Origin of the sequence: Thalassobaculum salexigens DSM 19539, from assembly GCF_000423805.1 — a bacterium.
Lineage (GTDB): Bacteria > Pseudomonadota > Alphaproteobacteria > Thalassobaculales > Thalassobaculaceae > Thalassobaculum > Thalassobaculum litoreum.
Genome location: NZ_KE384093.1, coordinates 198563 through 221035 on the forward strand (window position 1 = coordinate 198563; position 22473 = coordinate 221035).

General features: G+C 68.6%; 25 protein-coding genes and 1 riboswitch. Of the genes, 17 read left to right on the forward strand and 8 right to left on the reverse strand.

Annotated elements, in window-relative coordinates:
• The first annotated feature begins 158 nt into the window (after window positions 1–158).
• From G578_RS0105200 to G578_RS0105215, 4 genes are all read left to right on the forward strand, one after another.
• A complete protein-coding gene (locus G578_RS0105200; protein ID WP_028793331.1) occupies window positions 159–968 on the forward strand; it encodes a hypothetical protein in 810 nt (269 codons plus the stop codon).
• A 204-nt stretch (window positions 969–1172) separates the two neighbouring features.
• Complete coding sequence (locus G578_RS24860; RefSeq protein ID WP_051244029.1) at window positions 1173–2045, forward strand: peptidylprolyl isomerase; 873 nt, start codon at window positions 1173–1175, stop codon at window positions 2043–2045.
• A gap of 49 nt (window positions 2046–2094) precedes the next feature.
• Window positions 2095–3333 carry a bifunctional glutamate N-acetyltransferase/amino-acid acetyltransferase ArgJ gene (argJ, locus tag G578_RS0105210; RefSeq protein WP_038013658.1) on the forward strand — a complete coding sequence of 413 codons (1239 nt, stop codon included), beginning with the start codon at window positions 2095–2097 and terminating at the stop codon, window positions 3331–3333.
• A gap of 8 nt (window positions 3334–3341) precedes the next feature.
• Window positions 3342–3758: a (deoxy)nucleoside triphosphate pyrophosphohydrolase gene (locus G578_RS0105215; RefSeq protein WP_028793333.1), complete on the forward strand. Its 417-nt coding sequence runs from the start codon at window positions 3342–3344 to the stop codon at window positions 3756–3758.
• Between the two features lie 27 nt (window positions 3759–3785).
• Here G578_RS0105215 and G578_RS29395 read toward each other — a convergent pair whose 3' ends face one another.
• Window positions 3786–3959, reverse strand: a complete 174-nt coding sequence (locus G578_RS29395; protein ID WP_156907210.1) for a hypothetical protein — start codon at window positions 3957–3959, stop codon at window positions 3786–3788.
• 119 nt (window positions 3960–4078) lie between these two features.
• On the opposite strand from G578_RS29395, the gene G578_RS24865 reads away from it, so the two are divergent.
• Window positions 4079–5026, forward strand: coding sequence for a LysR substrate-binding domain-containing protein (locus tag G578_RS24865; RefSeq protein ID WP_038013660.1), 948 nt, complete (start codon window positions 4079–4081; stop codon window positions 5024–5026).
• A gap of 2 nt (window positions 5027–5028) precedes the next feature.
• Here the strand turns inward: G578_RS24865 and G578_RS0105230 are convergent, their stop codons facing one another.
• On the reverse strand, window positions 5029–5937 hold the full coding sequence (locus G578_RS0105230) for a methyltransferase domain-containing protein (protein WP_028793334.1): 909 nt from the start codon (window positions 5935–5937) through the stop codon (window positions 5029–5031).
• An 83-nt stretch (window positions 5938–6020) separates the two neighbouring features.
• Between G578_RS0105230 and G578_RS0105235 the strand changes: the two genes are divergently transcribed.
• The 3 genes from G578_RS0105235 to G578_RS0105245 all read left to right on the forward strand — a co-directional run bounded on the left by G578_RS0105235 (window position 6021) and on the right by G578_RS0105245 (window position 8036).
• Window positions 6021–6764 carry a ComFC family protein gene (locus G578_RS0105235; RefSeq protein WP_028793335.1) on the forward strand — a complete coding sequence of 248 codons (744 nt, stop codon included), beginning with the start codon at window positions 6021–6023 and terminating at the stop codon, window positions 6762–6764.
• Window positions 6765–6850: 86 nt separating this feature from the next.
• A complete protein-coding gene (gene grxC, locus G578_RS0105240; protein WP_028793336.1) occupies window positions 6851–7126 on the forward strand; it encodes a glutaredoxin 3 in 276 nt (91 codons plus the stop codon).
• Between the two features lie 52 nt (window positions 7127–7178).
• Window positions 7179–8036, forward strand: a complete 858-nt coding sequence (locus G578_RS0105245; protein WP_028793337.1) for a carbon-nitrogen hydrolase family protein — start codon at window positions 7179–7181, stop codon at window positions 8034–8036.
• Here G578_RS0105245 and G578_RS24870 read toward each other — a convergent pair.
• Together G578_RS24870 and G578_RS29990 are read right to left on the reverse strand one after the other, a co-directional pair.
• Window positions 8003–8593, reverse strand: a complete 591-nt coding sequence (locus G578_RS24870) for a class I SAM-dependent methyltransferase (protein WP_051244032.1) — start codon at window positions 8591–8593, stop codon at window positions 8003–8005. The two genes, G578_RS0105245 and G578_RS24870, sit on opposite strands and share 34 nt — an antisense overlap.
• A gap of 2 nt (window positions 8594–8595) precedes the next feature.
• Window positions 8596–10710 carry an aminotransferase gene (locus tag G578_RS29990; protein ID WP_245565563.1) on the reverse strand — a complete coding sequence of 705 codons (2115 nt, stop codon included), beginning with the start codon at window positions 10708–10710 and terminating at the stop codon, window positions 8596–8598.
• A 94-nt stretch (window positions 10711–10804) separates the two neighbouring features.
• On the opposite strand from G578_RS29990, the gene G578_RS0105260 reads away from it, so the two are divergent.
• The 6 genes from G578_RS0105260 to G578_RS0105285 all read left to right on the forward strand — a co-directional run bounded on the left by G578_RS0105260 (window position 10805) and on the right by G578_RS0105285 (window position 16463).
• Window positions 10805–11254 carry a DUF1178 family protein gene (locus G578_RS0105260; protein WP_028793338.1) on the forward strand — a complete coding sequence of 150 codons (450 nt, stop codon included), beginning with the start codon at window positions 10805–10807 and terminating at the stop codon, window positions 11252–11254.
• A gap of 14 nt (window positions 11255–11268) precedes the next feature.
• Window positions 11269–11589, forward strand: a complete 321-nt coding sequence (locus G578_RS0105265; RefSeq protein WP_028793339.1) for an antibiotic biosynthesis monooxygenase family protein — start codon at window positions 11269–11271, stop codon at window positions 11587–11589.
• A 257-nt stretch (window positions 11590–11846) separates the two neighbouring features.
• Entirely contained in the window at window positions 11847–13205 is a 1359-nt protein-coding gene (locus G578_RS0105270) for an ABC1 kinase family protein (RefSeq protein WP_028793340.1), read from the forward strand.
• Window positions 13206–13471: 266 nt separating this feature from the next.
• Window positions 13472–14446: a tripartite tricarboxylate transporter substrate binding protein gene (locus tag G578_RS0105275; protein WP_028793341.1), complete on the forward strand. Its 975-nt coding sequence runs from the start codon at window positions 13472–13474 to the stop codon at window positions 14444–14446.
• A gap of 42 nt (window positions 14447–14488) precedes the next feature.
• Window positions 14489–14962, forward strand: coding sequence for a tripartite tricarboxylate transporter TctB family protein (locus tag G578_RS0105280; RefSeq protein ID WP_028793342.1), 474 nt, complete (start codon window positions 14489–14491; stop codon window positions 14960–14962).
• 7 nt (window positions 14963–14969) lie between these two features.
• Window positions 14970–16463, forward strand: coding sequence for a tripartite tricarboxylate transporter permease (locus tag G578_RS0105285; RefSeq protein ID WP_028793343.1), 1494 nt, complete (start codon window positions 14970–14972; stop codon window positions 16461–16463).
• Here G578_RS0105285 and G578_RS28205 read toward each other — a convergent pair.
• The 3 genes from G578_RS28205 to G578_RS0105305 form a co-directional block, all read right to left on the reverse strand.
• Window positions 16460–17332, reverse strand: coding sequence for a transglutaminase domain-containing protein (locus tag G578_RS28205; protein WP_051244034.1), 873 nt, complete (start codon window positions 17330–17332; stop codon window positions 16460–16462). The genes G578_RS0105285 and G578_RS28205 overlap by 4 nt on opposite strands.
• Window positions 17333–17412: 80 nt before the next feature.
• Entirely contained in the window at window positions 17413–18366 is a 954-nt protein-coding gene (locus G578_RS0105300; protein WP_051244037.1) for a 2-hydroxyacid dehydrogenase, read from the reverse strand.
• The gene (locus G578_RS0105305; protein WP_028793345.1) at window positions 18366–19298 is read right to left on the reverse strand and encodes a 2-hydroxyacid dehydrogenase; all 933 of its coding nucleotides are present in this window, start codon (window positions 19296–19298) and stop codon (window positions 18366–18368) included. Before G578_RS0105305 ends, G578_RS0105300 begins: the two co-directional genes overlap by 1 nt.
• A gap of 197 nt (window positions 19299–19495) precedes the next feature.
• Here G578_RS0105305 and clpS point away from each other — a divergent pair, with 197 nt between their 5' ends.
• A complete protein-coding gene (clpS, locus tag G578_RS0105310) occupies window positions 19496–19801 on the forward strand; it encodes an ATP-dependent Clp protease adapter ClpS (RefSeq protein ID WP_028793346.1) in 306 nt (101 codons plus the stop codon).
• A gap of 3 nt (window positions 19802–19804) precedes the next feature.
• Here the strand turns inward: clpS and G578_RS0105315 are convergent, their stop codons facing one another.
• Window positions 19805–20404, reverse strand: coding sequence for a uracil-DNA glycosylase family protein (locus tag G578_RS0105315; RefSeq protein WP_028793347.1), 600 nt, complete (start codon window positions 20402–20404; stop codon window positions 19805–19807).
• Between the two features lie 72 nt (window positions 20405–20476).
• Between G578_RS0105315 and G578_RS29400 the strand changes: the two genes are divergently transcribed.
• Window positions 20477–20878, forward strand: a complete 402-nt coding sequence (locus G578_RS29400) for a hypothetical protein (RefSeq protein ID WP_156907211.1) — start codon at window positions 20477–20479, stop codon at window positions 20876–20878.
• A 52-nt stretch (window positions 20879–20930) separates the two neighbouring features.
• Window positions 20931–21009, forward strand: a riboswitch (SAM riboswitch).
• Between the two features lie 132 nt (window positions 21010–21141).
• On the forward strand, window positions 21142–22461 hold the full coding sequence (locus tag G578_RS0105320) for an O-acetylhomoserine aminocarboxypropyltransferase/cysteine synthase family protein (protein ID WP_028793348.1): 1320 nt from the start codon (window positions 21142–21144) through the stop codon (window positions 22459–22461).
• The last annotated feature ends 12 nt before the right edge of the window (window positions 22462–22473 follow it).

Genomic DNA, 22473 nt, shown 5'->3' on the forward strand with positions numbered 1-22473 from the left:
AAGCGGGGTCCGGGGAAAATTCGCCGGAAGCGGGCGGATTTATTGCCTTTAGGTCAAGGTTAACCCATTCTTAACCTATCATGGTCGACGCGATCACCCCTACGACGCCCACACGTCCCGTTGCGGTGCAAAACGCAGCGGGGGCCGGAGGCGTGCGCGTGCGCCATCGAGGCGAGCGGCCGGAGGATCCGTCCCGGCGGGTCGATGACGACGGCGACGACACCGCCGACACCGCCGACAACGCCGACAGCGGCGCGACCGACGGCGGGACCGGCCGGGCGTCCGCCGCCAGCCGGGCGGCGATGCGCCGGGCCAACCGTGCCTATGGCGGCGCCGGCGCGGCGGTCGGCCAGCCGGAGGTGGTCATGTCCCGGGCGGCGGCAATCCTGGGCGGCGGCGACCTTGAGGCGATCCTGCGCCGGGCCGGTCAGGCGCTGCGCCAGATGGCGGAGACCCTGCTGGGCGTGCCGCCGGAGCGCACCGCCGGCCTCGCGGATGCCTTCGCGTCCGAAGCCCTGGAGTGGGTGCGCGTCGCAATCGCCCAGTACCGTACCTATGCGGCCGATCACGAAGGCCTGCCGGTCGGCATCTCGTTCGAGGATGTGCGGCTCACGGTCGATGCCGGCCATGGCGGGTTGGCCATCGAGGTGGGCGGCGTGCATTTCCGTCGGGCCTTCACCTTCCGCACCAAGGGCGTGGTCTTCGACATCCGGGCCTCGGGCGCCGTGCAGGATCCCACCCCCGGGTTCTTCGTCGATTCCGGCGAGACCGAAGGCCAGGCCACCACCGCCAACGCCATCGTCGACAAGGCCCGCCGCGACCTGCCGCGCTTCGGTATCAGCAAGGATACAGAGGGAGTCTGCGTGCTGATCCGGGCCGAGGGCAGCGATTTCGACCCGGCGCGCGACGGCGGCTGGGTCATGGACCTGGACGTGCATGTCCCCTTCGACCCGACCTGGAGCGGGTGATGGGCGGCGGGGACAGGTTGCCGCGGCCGGCAATCGTCCCATCGTTGTGTCATGGCTCGCGGTGTACCAGCGCTTTCTTGTGGCCCACCGGGCGATCTGATACGCCTGCCGGCCATCGACGACGGGCCTCGGTCCGTCGTACCGAGCCAGGCTGATCCGAGACGGGCACACAGACCCGTAAAGAAAGTTTCGAAAGGACGTTCCATGCTCTCCCTGCGCCACGCGACCGCCGCCGCTTCGGTGGCGCTCAGCCTCGTATTCTGCGGACCGGTGGTCGCGCAGACGCAGGCTCCCGCCGGAGCCGCCTCCGACGTCGACCCGTCCACCGTGGTCGCCCGCGTCGGTGACAAGGAAGTGACGCTGGGCGAACTGATGGTGATGCGCAGCCAACTGCCGGCTCAGTATCAGCAGGTTCCGCTGGAGGCGATCTACGAGCCGATGCTGAACCGGGCGGTCGATCAGATCCTGATCACCCGTGCGGCGCGCGCCAGCGGCATCGCCGACCAGGACGAGGTGAAGGCGAAGATCGAGGAGGCGGCCGATCAGGTCATCGCCGAGGCGTATCTGACCCAGACGATCGCCTCGGAGGTGACCGAGGACGCCCTGCGCAAGCGCTATGAGGAGGCCGTCGCCGGCCAGACGGGCGAGGAAGAGGCCAAGGCCCGCCATATCCTGCTGGACAGCGAGGAGGATGCCCAGGCGGTGATCGCCGAACTGAACGACGGTGCGGAGTTCACCAAGCTTGCCGCCGAGAAGTCGACCGGCCCGTCGGCCGCCCAGGGCGGTGATCTCGGCTGGTTCCAGGCCGGCCAGATGGTGCCGGAATTCTCCGCCGCCGCCTTCGCGCTGGAGCCGGGCACCTATACCAAGGAGCCGGTGAAGAGCCAGTTCGGCTGGCACGTCATCCTGCTGGAGGAGAAGCGCACCGCCGATGCCCCGAGCTTCGAGGATATGCACGACCAGTTGACCGCCGAGATGACCCGCGAGCTGATCCAGGCCCGCCTGGAGAAGCTGCGCGGCGACACCAAGATCGAGCGCTTCGGGCCGACCGGCAAGCCGCTGGTCCCGGCCGAGTGACCCGCTGATCCCGCCTCTGCACCCCGCTTAAGCTGACGGAAGAACGACCATGAAGCCGCTGCCGGTTTCCCCCCTGGCGCCGACCAGGAAACAGACCCTGCCGCCGATCGCCGGATGCCGCATGGCGGCACGGGAGGCCGGCGTGCGGTACAAGGGCCGCCGCGACGTTCTTCTGATGGCGTTCGACCCGGGGACCACGGTCGCCGGTGTGCTGACCCGCAACCAGATGCCGGGCGCACCGATCGACTGGTGCCGCGCGCACCTGCCCGCCGGCACCGCCCGCGGGCTGGTGGTGAACGCCGGCAACGCCAACGTCTTCACCGGCGCCCACGGGGCGATGGCCTGTGCGGAGACGGCGAAGGCGGCGGCGGCGGCGCTGGGCTGCGATCCGTCGGAGATCCTGCTGTCCTCCACCGGGGTGATCGGCGAGCCGATGCGCTACGAGCGGATCGTCGAGCATCTGCCGGCGGCCAAGGCCGAGCTGACGGAGGACGCCTGGGAAACCGCGGCGGCCACCATCATGACCACCGACACCTTCGCCAAGACGGCGTCGCGCACCGCGAACATCCGCGGCGTGCCGGTGACCATCAACGGCATCGCCAAGGGCTCCGGCATGATCGCGCCCGACATGGCGACCATGCTGTCCTTCGTCGTGACCGACGCGGCCCTGCCCGCACCGGTGCTGAAGGCGCTCCTGACCCGGGGCGTGAACCGCAGCTTCAACGCGGTCACCGTCGACAGCGACCAGTCGACCAGCGACACGGTCCTGCTGTTCGCCACCGGCAAGGGCGAGACCCATGTGACGGTGGACGGTCCGGGCGATCCGGCGCTGCGCGATTTCCGCACCAAGCTCGAGGACCTGCTGCACGATCTGGCGATGCAGGTGGTGCGCGATGGCGAGGGGGCGAGCAAGCTGGTCCGCATCGCCGTCACCGGGGCGGCTTCGGAGCGGGCGGCCAAGAGGATCGCGATGGTCATCGCCGACTCGCCGCTGGTGAAGACGGCGATCGCCGGCGAGGACGCCAACTGGGGTCGCATCGTCATGGCGGTCGGCAAGTCGGGCCAGAAGGCGGACCGGGACCGGCTGGCGATCTCCATCGGCGGCGTCGAGGTGGCGCGCGACGGCGTGCGCGTGGAAGGCTACGACGAGGCCCCCGTTACCGCCCACATGAAGGGCCGGGAGATCGATATCGAGGTCGATGTCGGCGTCGGCCGGGGCCGGGCGACCGTGTGGACCTGCGACCTGACCCACGGCTATATCGACATCAACGCCGACTACCGCAGCTAGACGCGCCCATGGCCAAGAACAGCCTTCCGATCGTTCTGGTCGTGGCGGTGGCGCTGGTCGATGCCGACGGGCGCGTGCTGATCGCCAAGCGGCCGGAAGGCAAGAAGCTGGCGGGGCTGTGGGAGTTCCCCGGCGGCAAGGTCGATCCCGGCGAGACGCCGGAGGCGGCGCTGATCCGCGAGCTGCGCGAGGAGCTGGGCATCGACACCCATGAGAGCTGCCTCGCCCCGCTCACCTTCGCCAGCCATGCCTATGACGATTTCCACCTGCTGATGCCGCTCTACGTGTGCCGGCGGTGGAAGGGCGAGGTGACCCGGCACGAGCACGCCGACCTCGCCTGGGTGCGGCCGGTGCGGCTTCGGGACTACCCGATGCCGCCGGCCGACGCCCCGTTGGTGGCGATGATCCAGGACATTCTCGGCTGATCCTTCTCCCTCTGGGGTGGGAAGCGATCAGAACAGGCCCAGGATGCGGCGGCGGCTGTTGCGCCGACCGTCGGCCGGATGGGTCTGCGGCTCCGGATGGCGCCGGTTGACGTCGTGATGCTGCCTGATCAGACGCTCGATCTGGTCTCCCGCACCACCGGTGGCGGCATGGGCGAGCAGCAGAAGATGATTGCCGGTCATTTTATCTCTCCTTTCAGGACACCGAGGGCTTCGGCCCCGTTCGATGACTTGAAATTGGGCTGGATCCCGGGTTATCTCAAACGATGCTTTCTCACTTCACGTGTTAGAAAAACTATCCAATGTCCGCGCGCCGTCTGCCGCCGCTGAACGCCCTGCGCGCCTTCGAGGCCGCCGCCCGTCTGGAGAGCATGAGCCGGGCGGCGGACGAGCTGTCGGTCACCCATGCCGCGGTCAGCCACCAGGTGAAGGCGCTGGAGGAATGGATCGGCCAGCCCCTGTTCCGGCGCGAGCACCGCCGTATCCGCCTGACCGAGGCAGGGGCCGACCTGCTGCCGGTGCTGGGCCAGGCCTTCGACTCGATCGACGCCCGGCTGGCGGATATCAGCGCCACCGGCGGCCGGCGCATGCTGACCATCACCGCCGCCCCTTCGGTGGCGTATCGCTGGATCGTGCCCCGTCTGCCGGCCTTCAGCGCGCGCCATCCCGAGATCGATGTGCGCATCGAGCACTCCACGAGGATGGTCGATCTGCGGCGGGAGCGGGCGATCGATGTCGGCTTACGCTATGGGCGGGGCGGCTGGGAGGGGCTGGAGCAGCACTGGCTGATCAGCGGCCATGCCCGGCCGATCGCCTCGCCGGGCCTGTTGGCCAAGCACGGCCTGTCGGCGGCGGACCTGCCGCTGCCGGTGGAGACGATCGCGTCGCTGCCGCTGCACCACGAGGAGACGCGGCTGTGGTGGCGCCGCTGGTTTGAGAATAACGGCATGCCCGAGGCGGACGTCTCCTCAGGGGCCGTACTGTACGACGCCGGCTCGATCCTCGATCTGGCCCTGGCCGGCCACGGGGCGGTGCTGGGACGGTTCGCCCTGGCGCGCGAGGCCATGAGCGCCGGCCTGCTCCTGCCGCTGCACGACGCCTATCTGGACGAGGATGCGGGCTATTGGTTCGTGTACGACAAGGCGCGTGCCGACGAGCCGCATATCGCCGCCTTCCGGGAGTTCATCCTGGAACAGATCGGCGAGGAGACCTGGCAGGACTGGCAGGCCTCCGACCGGGACGGAGACTGATTTCAGCCCGGAGTCTCGCCGGTGCCGGTCTCCGTGCCGCCCAGGGCCGATGCCAGACGGCTGGTGGCCGAGCCGGGACGTAGCGGCTTGGGCTGGCTCGCCGCCGGAGCCCAGCCGGTGAGGTAGAGGATCTGGAAGCGGGCCGGGATCCGGCCGTCCGCATCGGCGAAGCGCTCGGCATACGCCTGGGCCACTCCGCCCAGCAGGGCGCGGGTCATCGGCGAGCGATGACGCTCCAGCACCAGGTTGGTCTCGCCCATGCCCCGCAGGTCCCGCATCAGGTGCAGGGCGGTGTCGTAGGTCACGGTGATCGTGTCGGCGTCCACCACGGGCAGGGCGAAGCCGGCGCGCTGCAGCAGGCCGCCCGCGTCGCGCAGATCGGCGAAGGGCGACACCCGGGGGCTCAGCCCGCCGGTCACCGCCACCTCGGCCTCGGCGAAGGCGTCGCGCAGCTCCACCAGGGTCTCGCCGCCCAGAAGCGCCACGAGCAGCAGCCCGTCCGGCTTCAGCGCCCGCCGAATCTGCGAGAGCGCGCCGGGCAGGTCGTTCACCCAGTGCAGCGACAGCGCCCCGAACACCGCGTCGAGCGAGCCGTCGGCGATCGGCAGGAACTCCTCGTCCAGGGTCAGGGCGGGGCCGTCCGCCGCCCGCTCGGCCGCCCAGGACGGGGCGAGGTCGCTCTGGATCAGGGTGTCGACCTTGCCGCTGGCCCGCAGCGCGCGGCCCAGCGCGCCGGACCGGGCACCGATCTCCAGCGCCAGCGGGAAGCGGCGCCGGATGTCCTCCAGCCGCTCGGCCAGGCGGTCGGCGACCTCCTCCTCCAGGAAGGCGAACTCCCCGTAGCGGGCCCGGGCGCGCTCGCGGCGGCGGCGCAGGAGGGAGCGGTCGAATACGCGCATCGCATCGGTCATGCCCGCCATATGGCGCAGGCGCGGGGGCAGGGAAAGGGAAAACCGGGAAGGGGAAGACCGTCTGGGCCTGCCATGGCGGTACCATGGCCGCGCTCTCATCCGTTGCGCCGCTGGCGCGGCGTCTGCTGGACCTTCTGCTGCCGCCGCGGTGCGGTCGCTGCGGGGTGGACGTGCCGACGGACGCGGCCCTGTGCCTCGACTGCTGGAGCGCGGTCGCCTTCATCGGGGAGCCGCTCTGCGACGTCTGCGGAATACCCTTCGAGATCAGACCCTTTGGCAGTGCCGTCTGCGGCGCCTGTCTGGCGGAACCGCCGGTGTTCGACCGGGCGCGGGCGGCGGTGGTCTACGACGATGCGACCCGATCCCTGGTCCTCGCCTTCAAGCACGGCGACCGGCTTACCCTGGCCCCGCTCTTCGCCGCCTGGATGGCCCGGGCCGGCGCCGGTCTGATGGAGCAGGCCGACGTGATCGTTCCGGTCCCGCTCCACCGATGGCGGTTATTGTCGCGCCGCTACAACCAGGCGGCGGTGCTGGCGCATGCTCTGGGGCGTGCCACCGGGGTGAATGTTGTCGACAGTTTACTGCTTCGCACCCGTCAAACCCCCAGTCAGGGTCGAAAGTCGGCCGCGCAACGAACGCTAAACGTGCGTGGAGCATTCGCGCTACGGAATAACTGCGATGGGGCGGCGGAAGTGATCGAGGGGCGTCGGATAGTGCTCGTCGACGACGTTTTTACAACGGGAGCCACGGTTTCCGCGTGTACACGCGTGCTCAGAAGGTCGGGTGCAGTGGCGGTCGATGTGCTGACTCTGGCCCGGGTGACATAACTCACACAGATGAGAGCGCTTTGCAAAAAGACCGGACTTTTCTTATCTACTTCCCAGCGACGTGTGCTTCACAGGAGGGGACCGAGATGGCCAAAGCGGCCAGGGTTGAAATTTACACGACCATGTTCTGTCCATATTGCTATCGCGCGAAGTCGCTGCTGGCGAATAAGGGCGTGGATTACGTCGAATACGACGTCGGGGGCTCGAGCGACGCCCGGAGCAAGATGAGCGAGCGGGCCGACGGCCGGCACACCGTGCCGCAGATCTTCATCGCCGGCGAAGGCATCGGCGGATCGGACGAACTTGCGGAACTCGAGCGGACCGGTAAGCTGGATCACCTGCTCGGCGTTTCCCTGGTCTGAGGCACCCGCCTCCCCGGTCCGAGCGCTCGAATTTGACGCCCGGAGGTCCTGGATGACCCGACTGACCGTCGCCTGCGTGCAGACCAACACCACCCGCGATCCGCTCGAGAATATCGAGCGGGTCAGCCCCCTGATCCGGGAAGCCAAGCAGCGCGGGGCGCAGCTCATCACCACGCCGGAAATCGTCGGCATGCTGGAGCCCAAGCGCGATCAGGCGCTGGCCAAGGCGAAACCGGAGGAGACCCACGAGGTCCTCGCCGCCTTCCGCGGTCTCGCCGCCGAGTTGGGCGTGTGGCTGCTGGTCGGGTCGATCTCGATCAAGCTCTCCGACGACAAGATGGCCAACCGCAGCTTTCTGCTGGACGACCGCGGCCAGATCGTCGCCCGCTATTCCAAGATCCACATGTTCGACGTGCAGGTCGGCGACGGCCAGACCTATCGGGAGAGCAACACCTATCGCGCCGGGGACGAGGCGGTGATCGCCGACACGCCCTGGGGCAAGATGGGCATGACCATCTGCTACGACATCCGCTTCCCCTACCTGTACCGCAAGCTGGCCCAGGCCGGTGCCGAGGTGATCTTCGCCCCAGCCGCCTTCACCAAGGTGACCGGCGAGGCGCACTGGCACGTGCTGCAGCGCGCCCGGGCGATCGAGACCGGCTGCTACGTGGTCTCCGCCGCCCAGACCGGCGAGCATGCGGAAGGGCGCAAGACCTACGGCCATTCGGTGATCGTCGGGCCGTGGGGCGAGGTCCTGGCCGATGCCGGCGAGGAGGTCGGCGTCATCACCACGGAGATCGACCTCGCCCGTGTCGCCGAGGCCCGTGGCAAGGTGCCGTCGCTGACCCACGACCGGGTGCTGGGCGATCCCGTGGTCTACGGCAGCGAGCTGCGCCAGGCCGGCGAGTAGGCGGGCGGCTTTTCCGGCCGCACCGCCACCACGCGCTGCTTCACCGCGTGGCGGGGCGCCTGCTCCTCCAGATCCTCATACGCCACCACCTGCAGCTCCGGGCGCACCGCGATGAGAAGTTCCTCGCGGTGCAGCAGGAAGTCCGGGTTGCTCGGCTTGCCGAAGCGCTCGTTGCCGGCGGCGAAGGTCTCGTAGATCAGCACCCCGCCGGGCGCCACGGAACGCACCAGGGCCGGGAACAGGGGCCGGTGCAGATAGTTGACCACCACCACCCCGGCGAAGCTCCGGCCCTCCAGCGGCCAGGGGCGGCCGCTCTCCAGATCGCGGGCGACGATCTCCACCTCCGGATCGACCGCCATGTCGCTGACCCCGACCACGTCGCGGTCGAGGACGACGACCGGGTGGCCACGGTCGCGGAACATGCGGGCGTGGCGGCCGCTGCCACAGGCCACGTCGAGAACGGTGCCGCCTTCGGGAATCATGGGGGCGAAGCGCGCGACCCAGGCCGAGGGTTCCTGGGTGGCGGTCTCGCGGCCCGGTTCGGGATCGGCCGTCATCGCTAGACCTCCACGCTGGCCGGAACCCGCGCGCCCGAGAAGCCGCAGGCGGGGCTGGCGAGGCGCACGAAGACGCCGGTGATCTCCTGCGGCGTCGGCAGACGGTCCGGATCCTCCTCGGGAAAGGCGGCGGCGCGCATGCCGGTGCGCACCTCGCCCGGATCGACCAGATTGACCCGCACCCGGCTCGACCGCGTCTCCGCCGCGTAGGCGCGCGCCAGCGCCTCCAGCCCGGCCTTGGAGGCCGCATAGGCGCCCCAGTCCGGCATCGCACCCTGGGCCGCCCCGGAGGTCACCAGCAGGGCCCGTCCGTTGGGGGAGGCGCGCAGCAGCGGGTCGAGCTCGCGCAGCAGCCGGAATGTGGCGTTGAGGTTCACCGAAATCGCCTGATCGAACACGGCGTCGGAGACCTCGGCCAGGGGGGCGATCTCGCCCAGCACGCCGTGGTTGGCCACCACCACGTCGAGCCGGCCCAGCTTCTCGCCGATCCGCTTGGCCAGTCCCTCTATGGCGGCCGGGTCGGACAGGTCGAGCGCCAGGGTCGCCACCTGCCCGCCGGCCTTACGGATGCGCGCGGCGACTTTTTCCAGATCGGCCTGGGAGCGGGCGGCGAGCACGATGCGGGCGCCCTCGGCCGCATAGCGCTCGGCGACGGCCGCACCGATGCCGCGCGACGCGCCGGTGACGAGGCAGGTCAGCCCCTTCAGCGCGTTGCCGCCGGCGGTGATCTCGGCCAGCGCCCGGTCGTCGCCGACCACGCCGATCTGCTCCAGGATGTCGTCGAGCACGAGGCGCAATGTGTCGGCGACGCGGTCGATCTCGCGATGGGTGACGACCAGCGGCGGGGCGATCACCAGGACGTCGCGCACGGCGCGGACGATCACGCCGCGGCTCTGCATCTGGTCGCGCACCACGGCGCCGACCAGGCCCTCCGGGTCGTACAGGATCTTCGGATCGCGCTGCTGCACCAACTCCACTGCGCCGATCAGGCCGAGGCTGCGGACCTCGCCCACCATCGGGTGGTCGGCGAGCCGGGCCAGCGCCGCGGTGAAGTAATCGGCGAGGTCGTCGCGCACCCGGCCGATCAGGTTCTCGCGCTCGATGATCTGCAGATTGGCCAGGGCGACGGCGGCGGCCACCGGATGGCCGGCATAGGTGAAGCCGTGGGCGAGGCCGCCGCTCTTCTCGATCAGGGTCTCGGCCACCCGGCTGCCGATCATGACGGCGGAGATCGGCTGATAGCCGGAGGACAGGCCTTTCGCCAAAGCCATGAAATCGGGGGCGAGGCCGAACCTCTCCGCCGCCGACCACGCGCCGAGACGGCCGAAGGCGCTGACCACCTCGTCCAGGGCGAACAGCACGTCGTGCCGCCGGCAGATCTCCTGCACCCGCGCCAGATAGCCCGGCGGCGGGATGATCACCCCGCCGGCCCCCTGCACCGGCTCCACCACCACGCCGGCGACGGTGTCGGCACCCAGCTCCAGGATCTTCGCCTCGATCCAGCCGGCCGCCCGCTCGGCGAAGGCCTCCGCGCTTTCGCCGGGCGCGCCGTGGCGGAACTGGTAGGCGGTGTCCACATGCGCGAACCCGGCCAGCGGCAGCCCGCCCTGGGCCTGCATGGCGAGGGTGCCGCCCAGGCTGATCGTCGCCAGGGTGGAGCCGTGATAGCCCTCCTCGCGGCCGATCATGACCTTCTTGTCCGGCTGTCCCTTCAGCTCCCAGAACAGCCGGCAGAACCGCACGATGGTGTCCAGCGCCTCCGACCCGGAATTGGCGAAGACCACATGGTCCAGCCCGTCCGGCATCAGCTCGGCCAGCTTCGCCGCCAGGGCCGCGGTCGGCGCCGTCGTGGTCTTGAAGAAGGTGTTGTAATAGGCCAGCCGCTCCATCTGCGCGGCGGCGACCTCGGCCAGTTCGGTGCGGCCGTAGCCGACATTGACGCACCACAGGCCGGCCAGCGCGTCGAGGTACAGCTTGCCATCCTCGTCCCACAGGGTGCTGTCCTTGCCGCCGGCCATGACGATCGGCGCGTCCTCCTGCAGCACCTTGGGATCGGTGAACGGGTGCAGGTGGTGGTCGCGGTCGAGGCGTGCCAGATCGGACGGGGTCGCGGGCATCATGGGCCTCTGTCTGCTGTGGCGGTGTTCCTTCGATGCTGGAACGGCCAGCCGTGACCGCTATATTACAGTCATGTCCATGATTGGTTGACCGATGATCCACTACCGCCTGCGCTGTAACGCCGAGCATGAGTTCGAGGCGTGGTTCCAGAACAGTTCGGCCTTCGAGAAACAGGCCGAATCGGGTCTTCTGTCCTGTCCGGACTGCGGCTCGTCCGAGGTCTCGCGTGCCCTGATGGCGCCGGCGTTGCAGGGCACCCGCCGGGAGATGGTGCCGACGCCGGCAGACGCGCCGAGCGGGGAGCAGAAGCAGGTCGCCACCCAGGCGCTCGCCCTCAAGCAGCAGCTCCTCGGCCTGCGCCGCAAGATCGAGGAGAATTTCGACAATGTCGGCGACCGCTTCGCCGACGAGGCGCGCAAGATCCATTACGGTGACAGCGACGCCCGCGGGATCTACGGCGACACCACTCCGCAGGAGCGCGAGGCGCTGGCCGACGAGGGGATCGAGGTCGGGACCATCCCCTGGCTGCGCGACGACGCCTGACCCGGGAGCCTGACATGCATGTGGTGATCTTCGAGGTCGAGCCGAAGGACGGCTGCCGCGACAGCTATTTCGAGATGGCCGCCGCCCTGCGCGCGGAGCTGGAGACGGTGGAGGGGTTCATCTCGGTCGAGCGGTTCGAGAGCCTGGTCACGCCGGGCAAGATCCTGTCCCTGTCCACCTGGGAGGACGAGGCGGCGATCCGGCGCTGGCGCGAGCGCTCGGCCCATTATGCCGCCCAGTCGGCCGGCCGGGACAGCCTGTTCGCCCGCTACCGCATCCGGGTGGCCGAGGTGTCGCGCGACTACGATCGCGAGACCTCGCCCTGGCGGGCGTGACGGGCGGTCTCGCCTCCGACTTGCTAGCTCCACCGAGCGTCTTCCCGGCCTGGCGCCGGGACCGAGAGCGCCGCGTGCAGGAGCGCGCGCGGCAGGTGCTCGAAGGCCGCAGAACGATGAATCCTGGATCCCGGCGCGAGGCCGGGAAGACGGAAGCGGTCGTGGGCGTGGTTTGCCGCTTCCCCCGACATCCTGACGCAGCGCCACCACGCTGAATTCGCCTTTCCTTTCGCCGCCGACAGCTTATCTATCCCTCCATGAGCGACATCGATTCCGAACGCAATTCGTTGGGTGGGCGCGTGCGCCGCTATGCCCGGGTCGGCACCGCTGTGGGCGGGCTTGCCGCCCGGCTCGCCGGCGAGCGCTATCTCGGCTTCAACGTCGACAAGGCGGAGCACGCGGCCGACCTCAAGGCGGCGCTGGGCGGGCTGAAGGGCCCGCTGATGAAGGTGGCGCAGATCCTGTCCACCGTGCCGGACGCGCTGCCCAAGGAGTATGTCGACGAGCTGAGCCATCTGCAGTCGAACGCGCCGGCCATGGGCTGGCCCTTCGTCAAGCGGCGCATGACCACCGAGCTCGGACCCGGCTGGCAGAAGAAATTCGCCGAGTTCGAGCGCGAGGCCGCCTCGGCCGCCTCCCTCGGGCAGGTCCATCGCGGGGTGCTGCACGACGGCCGCAAGGTGGCGATCAAGCTGCAGTATCCGGACATGTCCTCGGCCGTGGAGGCCGACCTGCGCCAGCTCGACTGGGTGTTCAAGCTGTACCGGCGCTACGACACCGCGATCGACCCGTCGCTGATCCACACCGAACTCTCGGCCCGGCTGCGCGAGGAGCTGGATTACGGCCGCGAGGCACGGCACATGGCGCTGTACCGCCACATGCTGGCCGACGAGCCGGCGGTGCACATTCCGGAGGTGGTGGACGAGCTTTCGACCAACCGGCTGATCACCATGACCTGGCTGGACGGCACGCCGTTCATGAAGTTCCTGGAGGAGAACCCGGACATCGAGACCCGCAACCGGGTCGCCCACAACATGTTCCGGACCTGGTACGTGCCGTTCTATTTCTACGGCGTGATCCACGGCGATCCGCATCTGGGCAACTACACGATCCGCGACGACGGCTCGATCAACCTGCTGGATTTCGGCTGCATCCGGGTCTTCCCGCCGGCCTTCGTGAAGGGGGTGATCGACCTCTACCGGGCGCTGCGCGACGACGACGAGGAGCTGGCTGTCCAGGCCTATGCGAGCTGGGGCTTCACCGATCTCGACCGCGAGACCATCGACGTGCTGAACGTCTGGGCGCGCTTTCTCTACGGGCCGCTGATGGAGGACCGCACCCGCAAGATCCAGGAGAGCGGCAGCGGCCTGTACGGCCGCGAGATCGCCGAGAAGGTGCATGGCGAGCTGAAGCGGCTGAGCGGTGTGCGCCCGCCGCGCGAGTTCGTGCTGATGGACCGCGCGGCCCTGGGTCTCGGCTCGGTCTTCATGCACCTGAAGGCGGAGGTGAACTGGTACCGCCTGTTCCACGACCTGATCGGCGAGTTCGACGTGGACACCCTGACCGCCCGCCAGGACGCCGCCCTGGCCGCCGTCGGGCTCGACCGGCCCGACTGACCGGCCCGACTGGCCGACCGGACTGGCCGCCCATGGCGCATGCTAGGACAGATTGTCGCGCCGTCCCGTCCCGCTGGACGATCCGCCGGGGCAAGAGTACCGCGTGCCTGCGCGAATCCGGCGCCGTCCGACGGTCCGGACTAAGCGCGCGATCGGAAAGCGGGATTCGACAAATTTCCCCCTAGACGCGCATGCCGCCGGTGCTACCGTTGGCGAAACCAAGACCAAAAACTAATCAAAAAACCCAATACCGGAGGAAACAGCAGATGAAACGCAGCTTCATGGTTGCCTGGGCAATCGTTGCCATGGCCACGGTTGCCTTGGTCAACGGCCCGGCCCGCGCCGAGTATCCCGAACGCCCGATCCAGGTGATCGTGCCCTGGTCCGCCGGCGGCGGCACCGACGCCACCGGCCGGATGATCGCCAAGATCATGCAGGACGAGCTCGGCGTGCCGGTGAACGTCGTGAACCGGACGGGCGGCGGCGGCGTCGTCGGCCACCAGGCCATCGCCTCGGCCAAGCCGGACGGCTACACGATCGGCATCGTCACGGTCGAGATCGCGATGATGCATTGGATCGGCCTGACCGAGCTCAGCTACAAGGACTACACCCCGATCGCGCTGTACAACGCCGATCCGGCCGGCGTGTCCGTCAACATCGACTCCAAGTACAACGACGTCGGCGCTCTGCTGGCTGACGCCAAGGCCAACCCGGGCGACATGAAGGCCTCGGGCACCGGTCAGGGCGGCATCTGGCATCTGGCGCTGGCCGGCATGCTGGTCGAGGCCGGCATGGAGTCCAACGCCATCGGCTGGGTGCCCTCCCAGGGCGCGGCGCCGGCCTTCGCCGATCTCGCCGCCGGCGGCATCGACGCGGTCACCGCCTCGGTGGTCGAGGCCCGTGCGCTGATGGAGGCCGGCAAGGTCAAGGTGCTCGCCGTCATGAACGACACGCGCCTGGACGCCTTCCCGGACATCCCGACCCTGACCGAGGCCGGCGGCCCGGACTGGACGACCGCCGCGTGGCGTACCGTCGCCGGCCCCAAGGGCCTGCCGGCGGACATCCAGGCCAAGCTCGCCGCCACGGTGGAGAAGGTCTACAACAGCCAGGAGTTCAAGGACTTCATGGCGAACCGCGGCTTCGGCATGATCTGGGGCGGCCCGGACGATCTGGCCAAGCACTATGAGACCTCGGATGCCGATTACGGCAAGGTTCTGAAGGCGGTCGGTCTGGCCAAGTAAGGCCGGACCCCACCTCTCCAAACACCTCATCCGGGTGGCGACATGCGGTTCAACGACGCGATCCTCGGGATCGTCCTGATCGGGTTCGCGGCGCTTGCCGCGGCCGGCACCCTGGATTTCCCACGGGTGCCGGGCCAGGACTATGGCTCGGCACTCTTCCCCCGGCTGCTGTGCGCGGGGTTCGCCATCGGCGGCCTGCTGCTGATCCTGTCGGGCTGGCGCAACCGGGCGACCCAGCCGCTGCTGGACACCGACGACTGGGCCCGCTCGCCGGCTCACCTGTTGACCCTGGCGCTCGCGGTCGGCGGCATCCTGTTCTACATCCTGGTTTCCGACTGGCTCGGCTTCATCCCCACCGCCTTCCTGGTGGTGTTCACGCTGATGCTCCGACTGCGCGGCCGGTGGATAAGCTCCGCCGTGATCGCCGCGGCGGTTACCCTCGCAATTCACCAGATCTTCTACGGCCTGCTGCTCGTGCCGCTGCCCTGGGGCGTGCTCGAGTCCGTGGTCTACTGAGGTTTCGATGGACCCCTTCCTGCAAGCCTTGCCGCTGGTCTTCAATCTCGAAGTCCTCGGCACCATGGCGATCGCCGCGATCTTCGGCCTGGTCGTCGGCTCGGTCCCGGGCCTGACGGCGACCATGGCGACGGCGCTGCTGGTGCCGCTGACCTTCTTCATGGACCCGGTGCCGGCCATCGCCTCGATGGTGACCGCCACGGCTATGGCGATCTTCGCCGGCGACATCCCCGGAGCGCTGCTGCGCGTCCCCGGCACGCCCGCCTCGGCCGCCTACGCCAGTGAGGCCTTCGCCATGACCCGCAAGGGGCTGGCGGAACGGGCGCTCGGCACCAGCCTGGTCGGCTCGGCCATCGGCGGCATGTTCGGCACGGTGGTGCTGGTCCTGTCCGCGCCGCAGCTTGCCGAGGTGGCGCTGCAGTTCACCCAGTTCGAGTATTTCTGGCTCGCCTGCCTGGGCCTGACCTGCGCCGTCTTCGTGTCCACGGCGAGCCCGCTGAAGGGCGCGATCTCGCTGATCATCGGCCTGTTCATCGCCACCGTCGGCATCGACATCACCGCCGGCTATCCGCGCTACACCCTCGGCATCCCGGACCTGCTGGGCGGGGTCGCCTTCATCCCGGCGATGATCGGCATGTTCGCCATCGCCGAGATCCTGCGCAACATGGTGGCCGCCCCCAGCGAGGCACCGCCGAAGCTGAGCCGGCTGATGCAGCTGTTCAGCGGCCTCGGCGGGGTGTTCCGGCGCTACTGGAGGGGCGTGGTGCGGGGCAGCGTGCTCGGCACGGCCGTGGGCATTCTGCCGGGCGCCGGCGGCGACATCGCCGCCTGGGTCTCCTACGCGCTGAGCAAGAAGCTGTCGAAGGAGCCGGAAAAGTTCGGCACCGGCCATGTGGAGGGTATCGTCGACGCCGGCTCCGCCAACAACGCCGCGCTCAGCGGCGCCTGGGTCCCGGCCCTGGTCTTCGGCATCCCGGGCGACTCGATCACCGCCATCGTGATCGGCGTGCTCTACGTGAAAGGCATGAACCCCGGGCCGACCGTGTTCATCCATTCGCCGGAGCTGATCTACGGCGTCTTCATCACCTTCTTCCTGGCCAATGTCGTGCTGATTCCGTTCGGCTTCGCCGCCATCGGTCTGGCCCGGCACATCCTGCGCATTCCGCGCGGGATCATCTGGCCGATCGTGCTGCTGTTCTCCACCGTCGGCGCCTATGCCATCGACAACAGCCTGTTCGGCGTCGTGATCATGCTGGTCATGGGCATCCTCGCCTTCGTCATGGAGGAGAACGGCTTCCCGGTCGCGCCGGCGATCCTCGGGCTGGTGCTCGGGCCGATGCTGGAGGGCAACTTCATGACCGCGATGATCAAGGCCGACGGCGAGCTGCTCGCCTTCTTCGAGCGACCGATCGCCGCGGTTCTCGGCGTGATCACCCTGTCGGTCTGGTTCATGCCGCTGGTGATGAAGCTCTGGCGCAGCCGGTCGGCCGACGCCCGCTAAATCACCGGCTGCTCGGCCAGTTTGTCGTCGACCACGCTGAGCACCGTCCGGCCGGGCAGCGCGCCCGGGAACCCGGACAGCAGGGCGTAGGCGGCCGCCCGTGTCGAGGGCGGATGGGCGAAGGCGCCGGCAACGCTGTCGAACCAGGCGAGATCCGTCTCGGCCACGGTGCGCCGGCGCACCGCCTCGGCCGCCGGCCCCCAGGAATCCCAGGGCAGCAGCTCGATCCCGGCCAGGGCCGCGGCATCGCGCAGCAGGCTGCCGGCGGCGAACCAGGCGCCGGAGATCCCGATCGCCGATACCCCGAGGGTCGACGGGTCGAGGGTGCCGGCGCGAACCGCCTGCCAGGTCCGGGCTCCGGTCATGAACCGGCGGCGGGGCAGGTCGGCGATGTTGAAGGTCACGCCGAAGCGGTTGCGCATCCGGGGGCCGAGTTCGGGATCGAACAGTTTCCAGTCGCCGCCGCGCCGGTACTCGCAGACCCAGTGATCGTCCCAGAAACCCGGCGAGAAATAGTCGGCGAAGCCGACGCGGATCCGCGCCTCCACCCCGGCCGACCGCAGGGCGCCGGCGGCGAACAGCGCGAAGTCGCGACACGTCCCGTAGAGCAGATCGGTGGGTGCCCGCCGTTCGGTCAACGGCCGCGGGTCGCGCGCCACGGCGGTCTCCAGCAGCCGGAACAAGGTGCGGGCGCTGGCGTCGTTCCTGGCCCGCTCCGGCACACCCGAGCCCTCCGCATGGGCGATGCCCACATGGATCAGGATATTCTCCAGCGCCGTTGCCAGGGCGTGCGGCTCCGATGGCAGCTCCGCCAACCGCCGGGAGAAGCCGCCGGGATTGCTCCAGGCGGTCTGGACGATGTGACTCACGCGGACGCCTCGTTCGCCGTACTGGTTGAGATACTATACGATGAACACGGGCAAACCGAGTATCTGTACAAATCTTGGGGTCAGTAGCCCCGATCCAGGTCGACCAGCCCCGTCGGCGTCTCGCCGGCGCGGATCAGGGCGATGTTCTTGGCGAACGCGATCGAGGCGGTCGGCGGGTTCACCTCGGCGGCGATGTGCGGCGTGATGTAGATCCGCGCGTCGCTCCAGAACGGGTGGTCGGCCGGCAGCGGTTCCTGGCGGAACACGTCCAGGGCGGCCGCCGAGAGCTGGCCGGAATCCAGCGCCGGGATCAGGTCCTCCTCGACCAGATGCCCGCCGCGACCGACATTCACCAGCAGCGCGCCCTTGGGCAGCTTGGCGAACAGCTCGGCGCAGAGCACGCCCTCGGTCTGCTCCGTCAGCGGCAGCAGGCAGACCACCACGTTGGAGCGGGCCAGCAGGGCGTCCAGTTCCGCCGCTCCCGACACCGACGCCACGCCGGCGGCCGAGCGCGGCGATCGGGTCCAGCCGGTATTGGCGATCTCCAGGGCGGTCAGCGACCGGCTGAGATGCTCGCCCAGGGTGCCGAGGCCGAGGATGGCGACATGCAGCTTGCGGTGGTCGAAGGCCTCGCTCATCGGCCAGACGTGCTCGGCCGCGAACCGCTCGAACTTGTCCGCCTTGCGGTGCCAGCGCAGGATCTGCAGCACGATGTGATGGGTCATCGAGCCGGCCATGAACGGGTCGATCAGCCGGGCGATGGGCACGTGCAGCGGGCGCTCCGGATCCTCCAGGATATGGTCGACGCCGGCGCCGATCGACTGGGCCAGCTTCAGGTTCGAGAAGCGCGCCATGACCCCATGCGGCAGGCGCCAGGAGATCGAGACGTCGACCCGGGCGAGGTCGTCGCCGGCGATGTCCAGGGCCGGCCGGGCGTCCACGCCGGGCATCTCGTCCTTCAGTGCGGCGATCCAGGCGGACGGGCCGTCGCCGGTGCTGTGGACGGCGACGATGGGGTTCACGATGGCCGTCATCAGTACTTGCGCTCGCGGCTGACCACGTTGTTCGGCGTCTCGCCGGCGAAGATCCGGCGGATGTTCTCGGCCACCTGGTCGGCGCCGCTCTCGGCATTGGTCTGGGCCGAGACATGCGGCCAGACCTGCACCTTCGGGTGGGTCCAGAACGGATGACCCTCGGGCAGCGGCTCGGTGCGGAACACGTCGAGGGACGCGCCGGCGATATGGCCGCTGTCCAGTGCCGCCAGCAGATCCTCTTCGACCAGTTGGGCGCCGCGGCCGGAATTCACCACGAAGGCGCCCTTTGGCAGCTTGGCCAGAGTCTCGGCGTCGATGATGTCCGTGGTCTCCGGGGTCAGCGGCAGCAGGCAGCACAGGATGTCGGTACGTGCCAGGAACGCGTCGAACTCCGCCTCTCCCGCGAAGCTCGTCACGCCGGCGATCTCCTTGCGGGTGCGCGACCAGCCGGCCACGTCGAAGCCGAGTGCGGCGATGGTGGTCGCCGCCTGCGCTCCGAGCGCGCCCATGCCGAGAATGCCGACGCGCTTCGTGGCGGTCTCCGGCGCGGGCAGCTTCACCCAGCGGCCCTCGCGCTGGAACTGCTCGTATTCCATGCCCTGGCGGTGGAAGCGCAGGACCTGCAGCAGCACCCACTCCGCCATGGCCTGGGCCATCCAGGGATCGACGATGCGCAGGATCTGCGCGCCCTCGGGCAGGTTCGGCTCGGCGAAGATGTGATCCACGCCCTGGCCCAGCGAGCAGATCGCCTTCAGGTTGGTCATGCCGTCATAGGCGCCGGCCGGGACCTTCCAGACCAGGGCGAACTCGATGTCCTCCTTGTTGCCGACATCCGGCCAGACCCGGAAGTCGATGTCCGGAATGCGCTTGGCCAACGCCTCGCGCCACTGGTCGGGATTGTCGTTGTCGGTGCGGAAAAGGACGGCGGGCATGGATATTCCTTGTAGCGAGGGTCTTTGGTGCAGGGGCTTCGATGCAGGGTCGGCGGAAGACATGAGAGTAGTCGGGCGGTATGCGCCTGTCGACGTCCTGGGTGCGGTGCAGCGCGCGCCGCGATGCGATTGTGCCGGGACGTGATACGCTGTCGGGCGCGGAAAGCCGGTCAGGACCGTCAGGCGAGGATGCCGCGATGAGCGACACCGATACCCGCTCCAAGACCCGGGTGAAGCCCAAGGTCGAGCGGCCGAAGATGTACAAGGTCATCCTGCTGAACGACGACTACACCCCGCGCGAGTTCGTCGTGAAGGTGCTGAAGGCCGAGTTCGGCATGGGCGAGGACCGGGCCTATGCGGTGATGCTGACGGCCCATCGCAAGGGTGTCTGCGTCGTCGCCGTCTATGCCCGAGACATCGCCGAGACCAAGGCCGACCGGGCCAACGACATGGCCCGCCAGGCTGGGTTTCCGCTGCGCTTCACCACGGAGCCGGAAGAGTAGGGCTCACACCAGCGCCGCCACCCGGGCCCGCAGGTCGGGCAGGAGCTCGGCTTCGAACCACGGATTCTTGCGGATGATGTTGCCCGAGCGCCAGGACGGGTGCGGCACCGGGAAGAACCGCGGGCCGTAGTCGCGCCAGTGCTTCACCGTCTCGGTCAGGGTCCTGTGCCGGGCGGCCTCCAGGTAATGCGCCTGGGCGTACTGGCCGGCCAGGATGATCAGCTCGACATTGGGCAGGTGCTCCAGCACCGGGGCGTGCCAGGTCGGCGCGCATTCCGGGCGCGGCGGGGCGTCGCCGCCGCTCTTGCCGTTCTTCGAGGGCAGCACGCCCGGGTAGCAGAACCCCATGGGCACGATGGCGACCCGCGTCGGGTCGTAGAACGTCTCCCTATCGACCGCCATCCAGCCGCGCAGGGTGTCGCCGGAGCGGTCGTTCCAGGGAATGCCGGTCTCGTGCACCCTGGTCCCCGGCGCCTGGCCGACGATGAGGATCCGAGCGCTCGGCTCGACCACCAGCACGGGCCAGGGGCCGAGCGGCAGGTGCTCCGCGCACAACCGGCAGGCGCGGATGGTGGCCAGGAGGGTTTCGAGTTGATCCGTCAATTAAATTCTCTCATTATGAGGGATAAGGGCTATTAGGCTGGGGTGTTAATTCGGGGAACCTGGGGAGGTGGGATGCATGACCAGCAATATTCGGTCGTTGCTGCGAGGCGACAAGCATATGATGTCTTATTGTGGCAAGTGCCCGCTCTTGGCATAGCCGCCCAAGGCTTTTTAGTTTCGGCCGCGTTAGGTGCAGAGGTTTCGGCCGTTGTGTCGACTGCATTGTTTTTGTTTTCATTTATGGTTGGTCTATCGGTCGTTTGGCTGTTCTGGAAAATTCGCCTGCATGAGGTCGCTGACTCTGAGCTTTTGAAAGAATTTGAAAAAATTCGATCGGAAGAAGGTTTTTCGGTGGTGCATGGTCAGCGAGTTGCGGGTTTCAGCGCCTACCGTCTATGGCTCATACTTCTCCTCGCTTTCACATCTGTGGAGTGTCTCGGGACCATCATAATGTATGGTAGGATTCCGGTTTAAGCGGTCACTGAAGCAGGCCACGCGTTGACACTGGTCCGAATTCGGCGTACCGAATCCCCACTGCGCCGATTTGAGCCTCCAGCTTGCGGGCGCGTTACAAATGCAGCTAAAGCGGCGGTCGTAACGGACCCGCTGGCTCGCTTGGCGGGTTTTTCTTTTTCCGCCCAAGCGAACCGGTCCGTCCGGCACCTCCGTCCCGGCTGCATTTGGTCCCTTTGACCAAGGCGGGCTTTCGCTCGCCGACTGCTAAACGGAGACGACCGATGTCACTCAACACCACCAATCCGCAGACCCTGGCCCTGCATGCCGGCTACCGCGCCGACCCGACCACCGGGGCCGTGGCCGTGCCGATCTACCAGACCACCTCCTACCAGTTCCGGGACACCGAGCATGCGGCGAACCTGTTCGCGCTGAAGGAACTCGGCAACATCTACACCCGGATCATGAACCCGACCTGCGACGTGCTGGAGCAGCGGGTGGCGGCCCTGGAGGGCGGCGTGGCGGCCCTTGCGGTTGCGTCGGGTCAGGCGGCCAGCGCCTTCGCGGTGCAGAACCTGGCCAAGGCCGGCGACAACATCGTCAGCTCCACCGACCTGTATGGCGGAACCTGGAACCTGTTCGCCAACACCCTGAAGGACCAGGGCATCGAGGTCCGCTTCGTCGATCCGTCCGATCCGGAGAACTTCGCCCGCGCCACCGACAAGCGCACCCGCGCCTATTACGCCGAGACCCTGCCGAACCCGAAGCTGCAGGTCTTCCCGATCAAGGAGGTCGCCGATATCGGCCGGGGTTTCGGCATCCCGCTGATCATCGACAACACCGCCGCCCCGATCCTGTGCCGGCCGTTCGATCACGGCGCCGCGGTCATCGTGTATTCGACCACCAAGTATATCGGCGGCCACGGCACCTCCATCGGCGGCCTGATCGTCGATGGCGGCAACTTCCCCTGGGCCGACCATGCCGAACGCCAGCCGGCCCTGAACACGCCGGACCCGAGCTACCACGGGGCGGTTTGGACCGAGGCGACGGCCCCGCTCGGCCCGGTCGCCTATATCATCAAGGCGCGCACCACCCTGCTGCGCGACCTGGGAGCGGCCCTGAGCCCGTTCAACGCCTTCCAGATCATCCAGGGCCTGGAGACCCTGCCGCTGCGCATCCGCGCCCATACGGAGAATGCCGCCAAGGTGGCCGACTTCCTGAAGGGCCACGCGGCGGTGGAGACGGTGATCCATCCGAGCCAGCAGGACGGCGAGGCGCGCAAGCGCGCCGACACCTACCTGAAGGGCGGCTATGGCGGGCTGGTCGGCTTCGAGATCAAGGGCGGCAAGGAGGCGGGCCGAGCCTTCATCGACAAGCTGAAGCTGTTCTACCACGTGGCCAATATCGGCGACGCCCGCTCGCTCGCGATCCACCCGGCGAGCACGACCCACAGCCAGCTCAGCCCGGAGGACCAGATCGCCACGGGTGTCAGCGACGGCTATGTGCGCCTGTCGGTCGGCATCGAGCATATCGACGACATCCTTGCCGATCTCGGCCAGGCGCTGGACGCGGTCGGCGGCACGGTGGCTGCGGCGGCGGAGTAATCCGTCCTCCGA

Coding starts and splice junctions, on each gene's coding strand:
- G578_RS24860 (WP_051244029.1), top strand. CDS start 1,173: ATGCTCTCCCTGCGCCACGCGACCGCCGCCGCTTCGGTGGCGCTCAGC.
- argJ (WP_038013658.1), top strand. CDS start 2,095: ATGAAGCCGCTGCCGGTTTCCCCCCTGGCGCCGACCAGGAAACAGACC.
- G578_RS0105270 (WP_028793340.1), top strand. CDS start 11,847: ATGAGCGACATCGATTCCGAACGCAATTCGTTGGGTGGGCGCGTGCGC.
- G578_RS0105320 (WP_028793348.1), top strand. CDS start 21,142: ATGTCACTCAACACCACCAATCCGCAGACCCTGGCCCTGCATGCCGGC.
- G578_RS0105280 (WP_028793342.1), top strand. CDS start 14,489: ATGCGGTTCAACGACGCGATCCTCGGGATCGTCCTGATCGGGTTCGCG.
- G578_RS24865 (WP_038013660.1), top strand. CDS start 4,079: ATGTCCGCGCGCCGTCTGCCGCCGCTGAACGCCCTGCGCGCCTTCGAG.
- G578_RS0105215 (WP_028793333.1), top strand. CDS start 3,342: ATGGCCAAGAACAGCCTTCCGATCGTTCTGGTCGTGGCGGTGGCGCTG.
- G578_RS0105265 (WP_028793339.1), top strand. CDS start 11,269: ATGCATGTGGTGATCTTCGAGGTCGAGCCGAAGGACGGCTGCCGCGAC.
- G578_RS0105230 (WP_028793334.1), bottom strand. CDS start 5,937: ATGACCGATGCGATGCGCGTATTCGACCGCTCCCTCCTGCGCCGCCGC.
- G578_RS0105305 (WP_028793345.1), bottom strand. CDS start 19,298: ATGCCCGCCGTCCTTTTCCGCACCGACAACGACAATCCCGACCAGTGG.
- G578_RS29395 (WP_156907210.1), bottom strand. CDS start 3,959: ATGACCGGCAATCATCTTCTGCTGCTCGCCCATGCCGCCACCGGTGGT.
- grxC (WP_028793336.1), top strand. CDS start 6,851: ATGGCCAAAGCGGCCAGGGTTGAAATTTACACGACCATGTTCTGTCCA.
- G578_RS0105300 (WP_051244037.1), bottom strand. CDS start 18,366: ATGACGGCCATCGTGAACCCCATCGTCGCCGTCCACAGCACCGGCGAC.
- G578_RS29990 (WP_245565563.1), bottom strand. CDS start 10,710: ATGCCCGCGACCCCGTCCGATCTGGCACGCCTCGACCGCGACCACCAC.
- G578_RS29400 (WP_156907211.1), top strand. CDS start 20,477: ATGCATGACCAGCAATATTCGGTCGTTGCTGCGAGGCGACAAGCATAT.
- G578_RS0105260 (WP_028793338.1), top strand. CDS start 10,805: ATGATCCACTACCGCCTGCGCTGTAACGCCGAGCATGAGTTCGAGGCG.
- clpS (WP_028793346.1), top strand. CDS start 19,496: ATGAGCGACACCGATACCCGCTCCAAGACCCGGGTGAAGCCCAAGGTC.
- G578_RS0105245 (WP_028793337.1), top strand. CDS start 7,179: ATGACCCGACTGACCGTCGCCTGCGTGCAGACCAACACCACCCGCGAT.
- G578_RS0105285 (WP_028793343.1), top strand. CDS start 14,970: ATGGACCCCTTCCTGCAAGCCTTGCCGCTGGTCTTCAATCTCGAAGTC.
- G578_RS0105235 (WP_028793335.1), top strand. CDS start 6,021: ATGGCCGCGCTCTCATCCGTTGCGCCGCTGGCGCGGCGTCTGCTGGAC.
- G578_RS24870 (WP_051244032.1), bottom strand. CDS start 8,593: ATGACGGCCGATCCCGAACCGGGCCGCGAGACCGCCACCCAGGAACCC.
- G578_RS0105275 (WP_028793341.1), top strand. CDS start 13,472: ATGAAACGCAGCTTCATGGTTGCCTGGGCAATCGTTGCCATGGCCACG.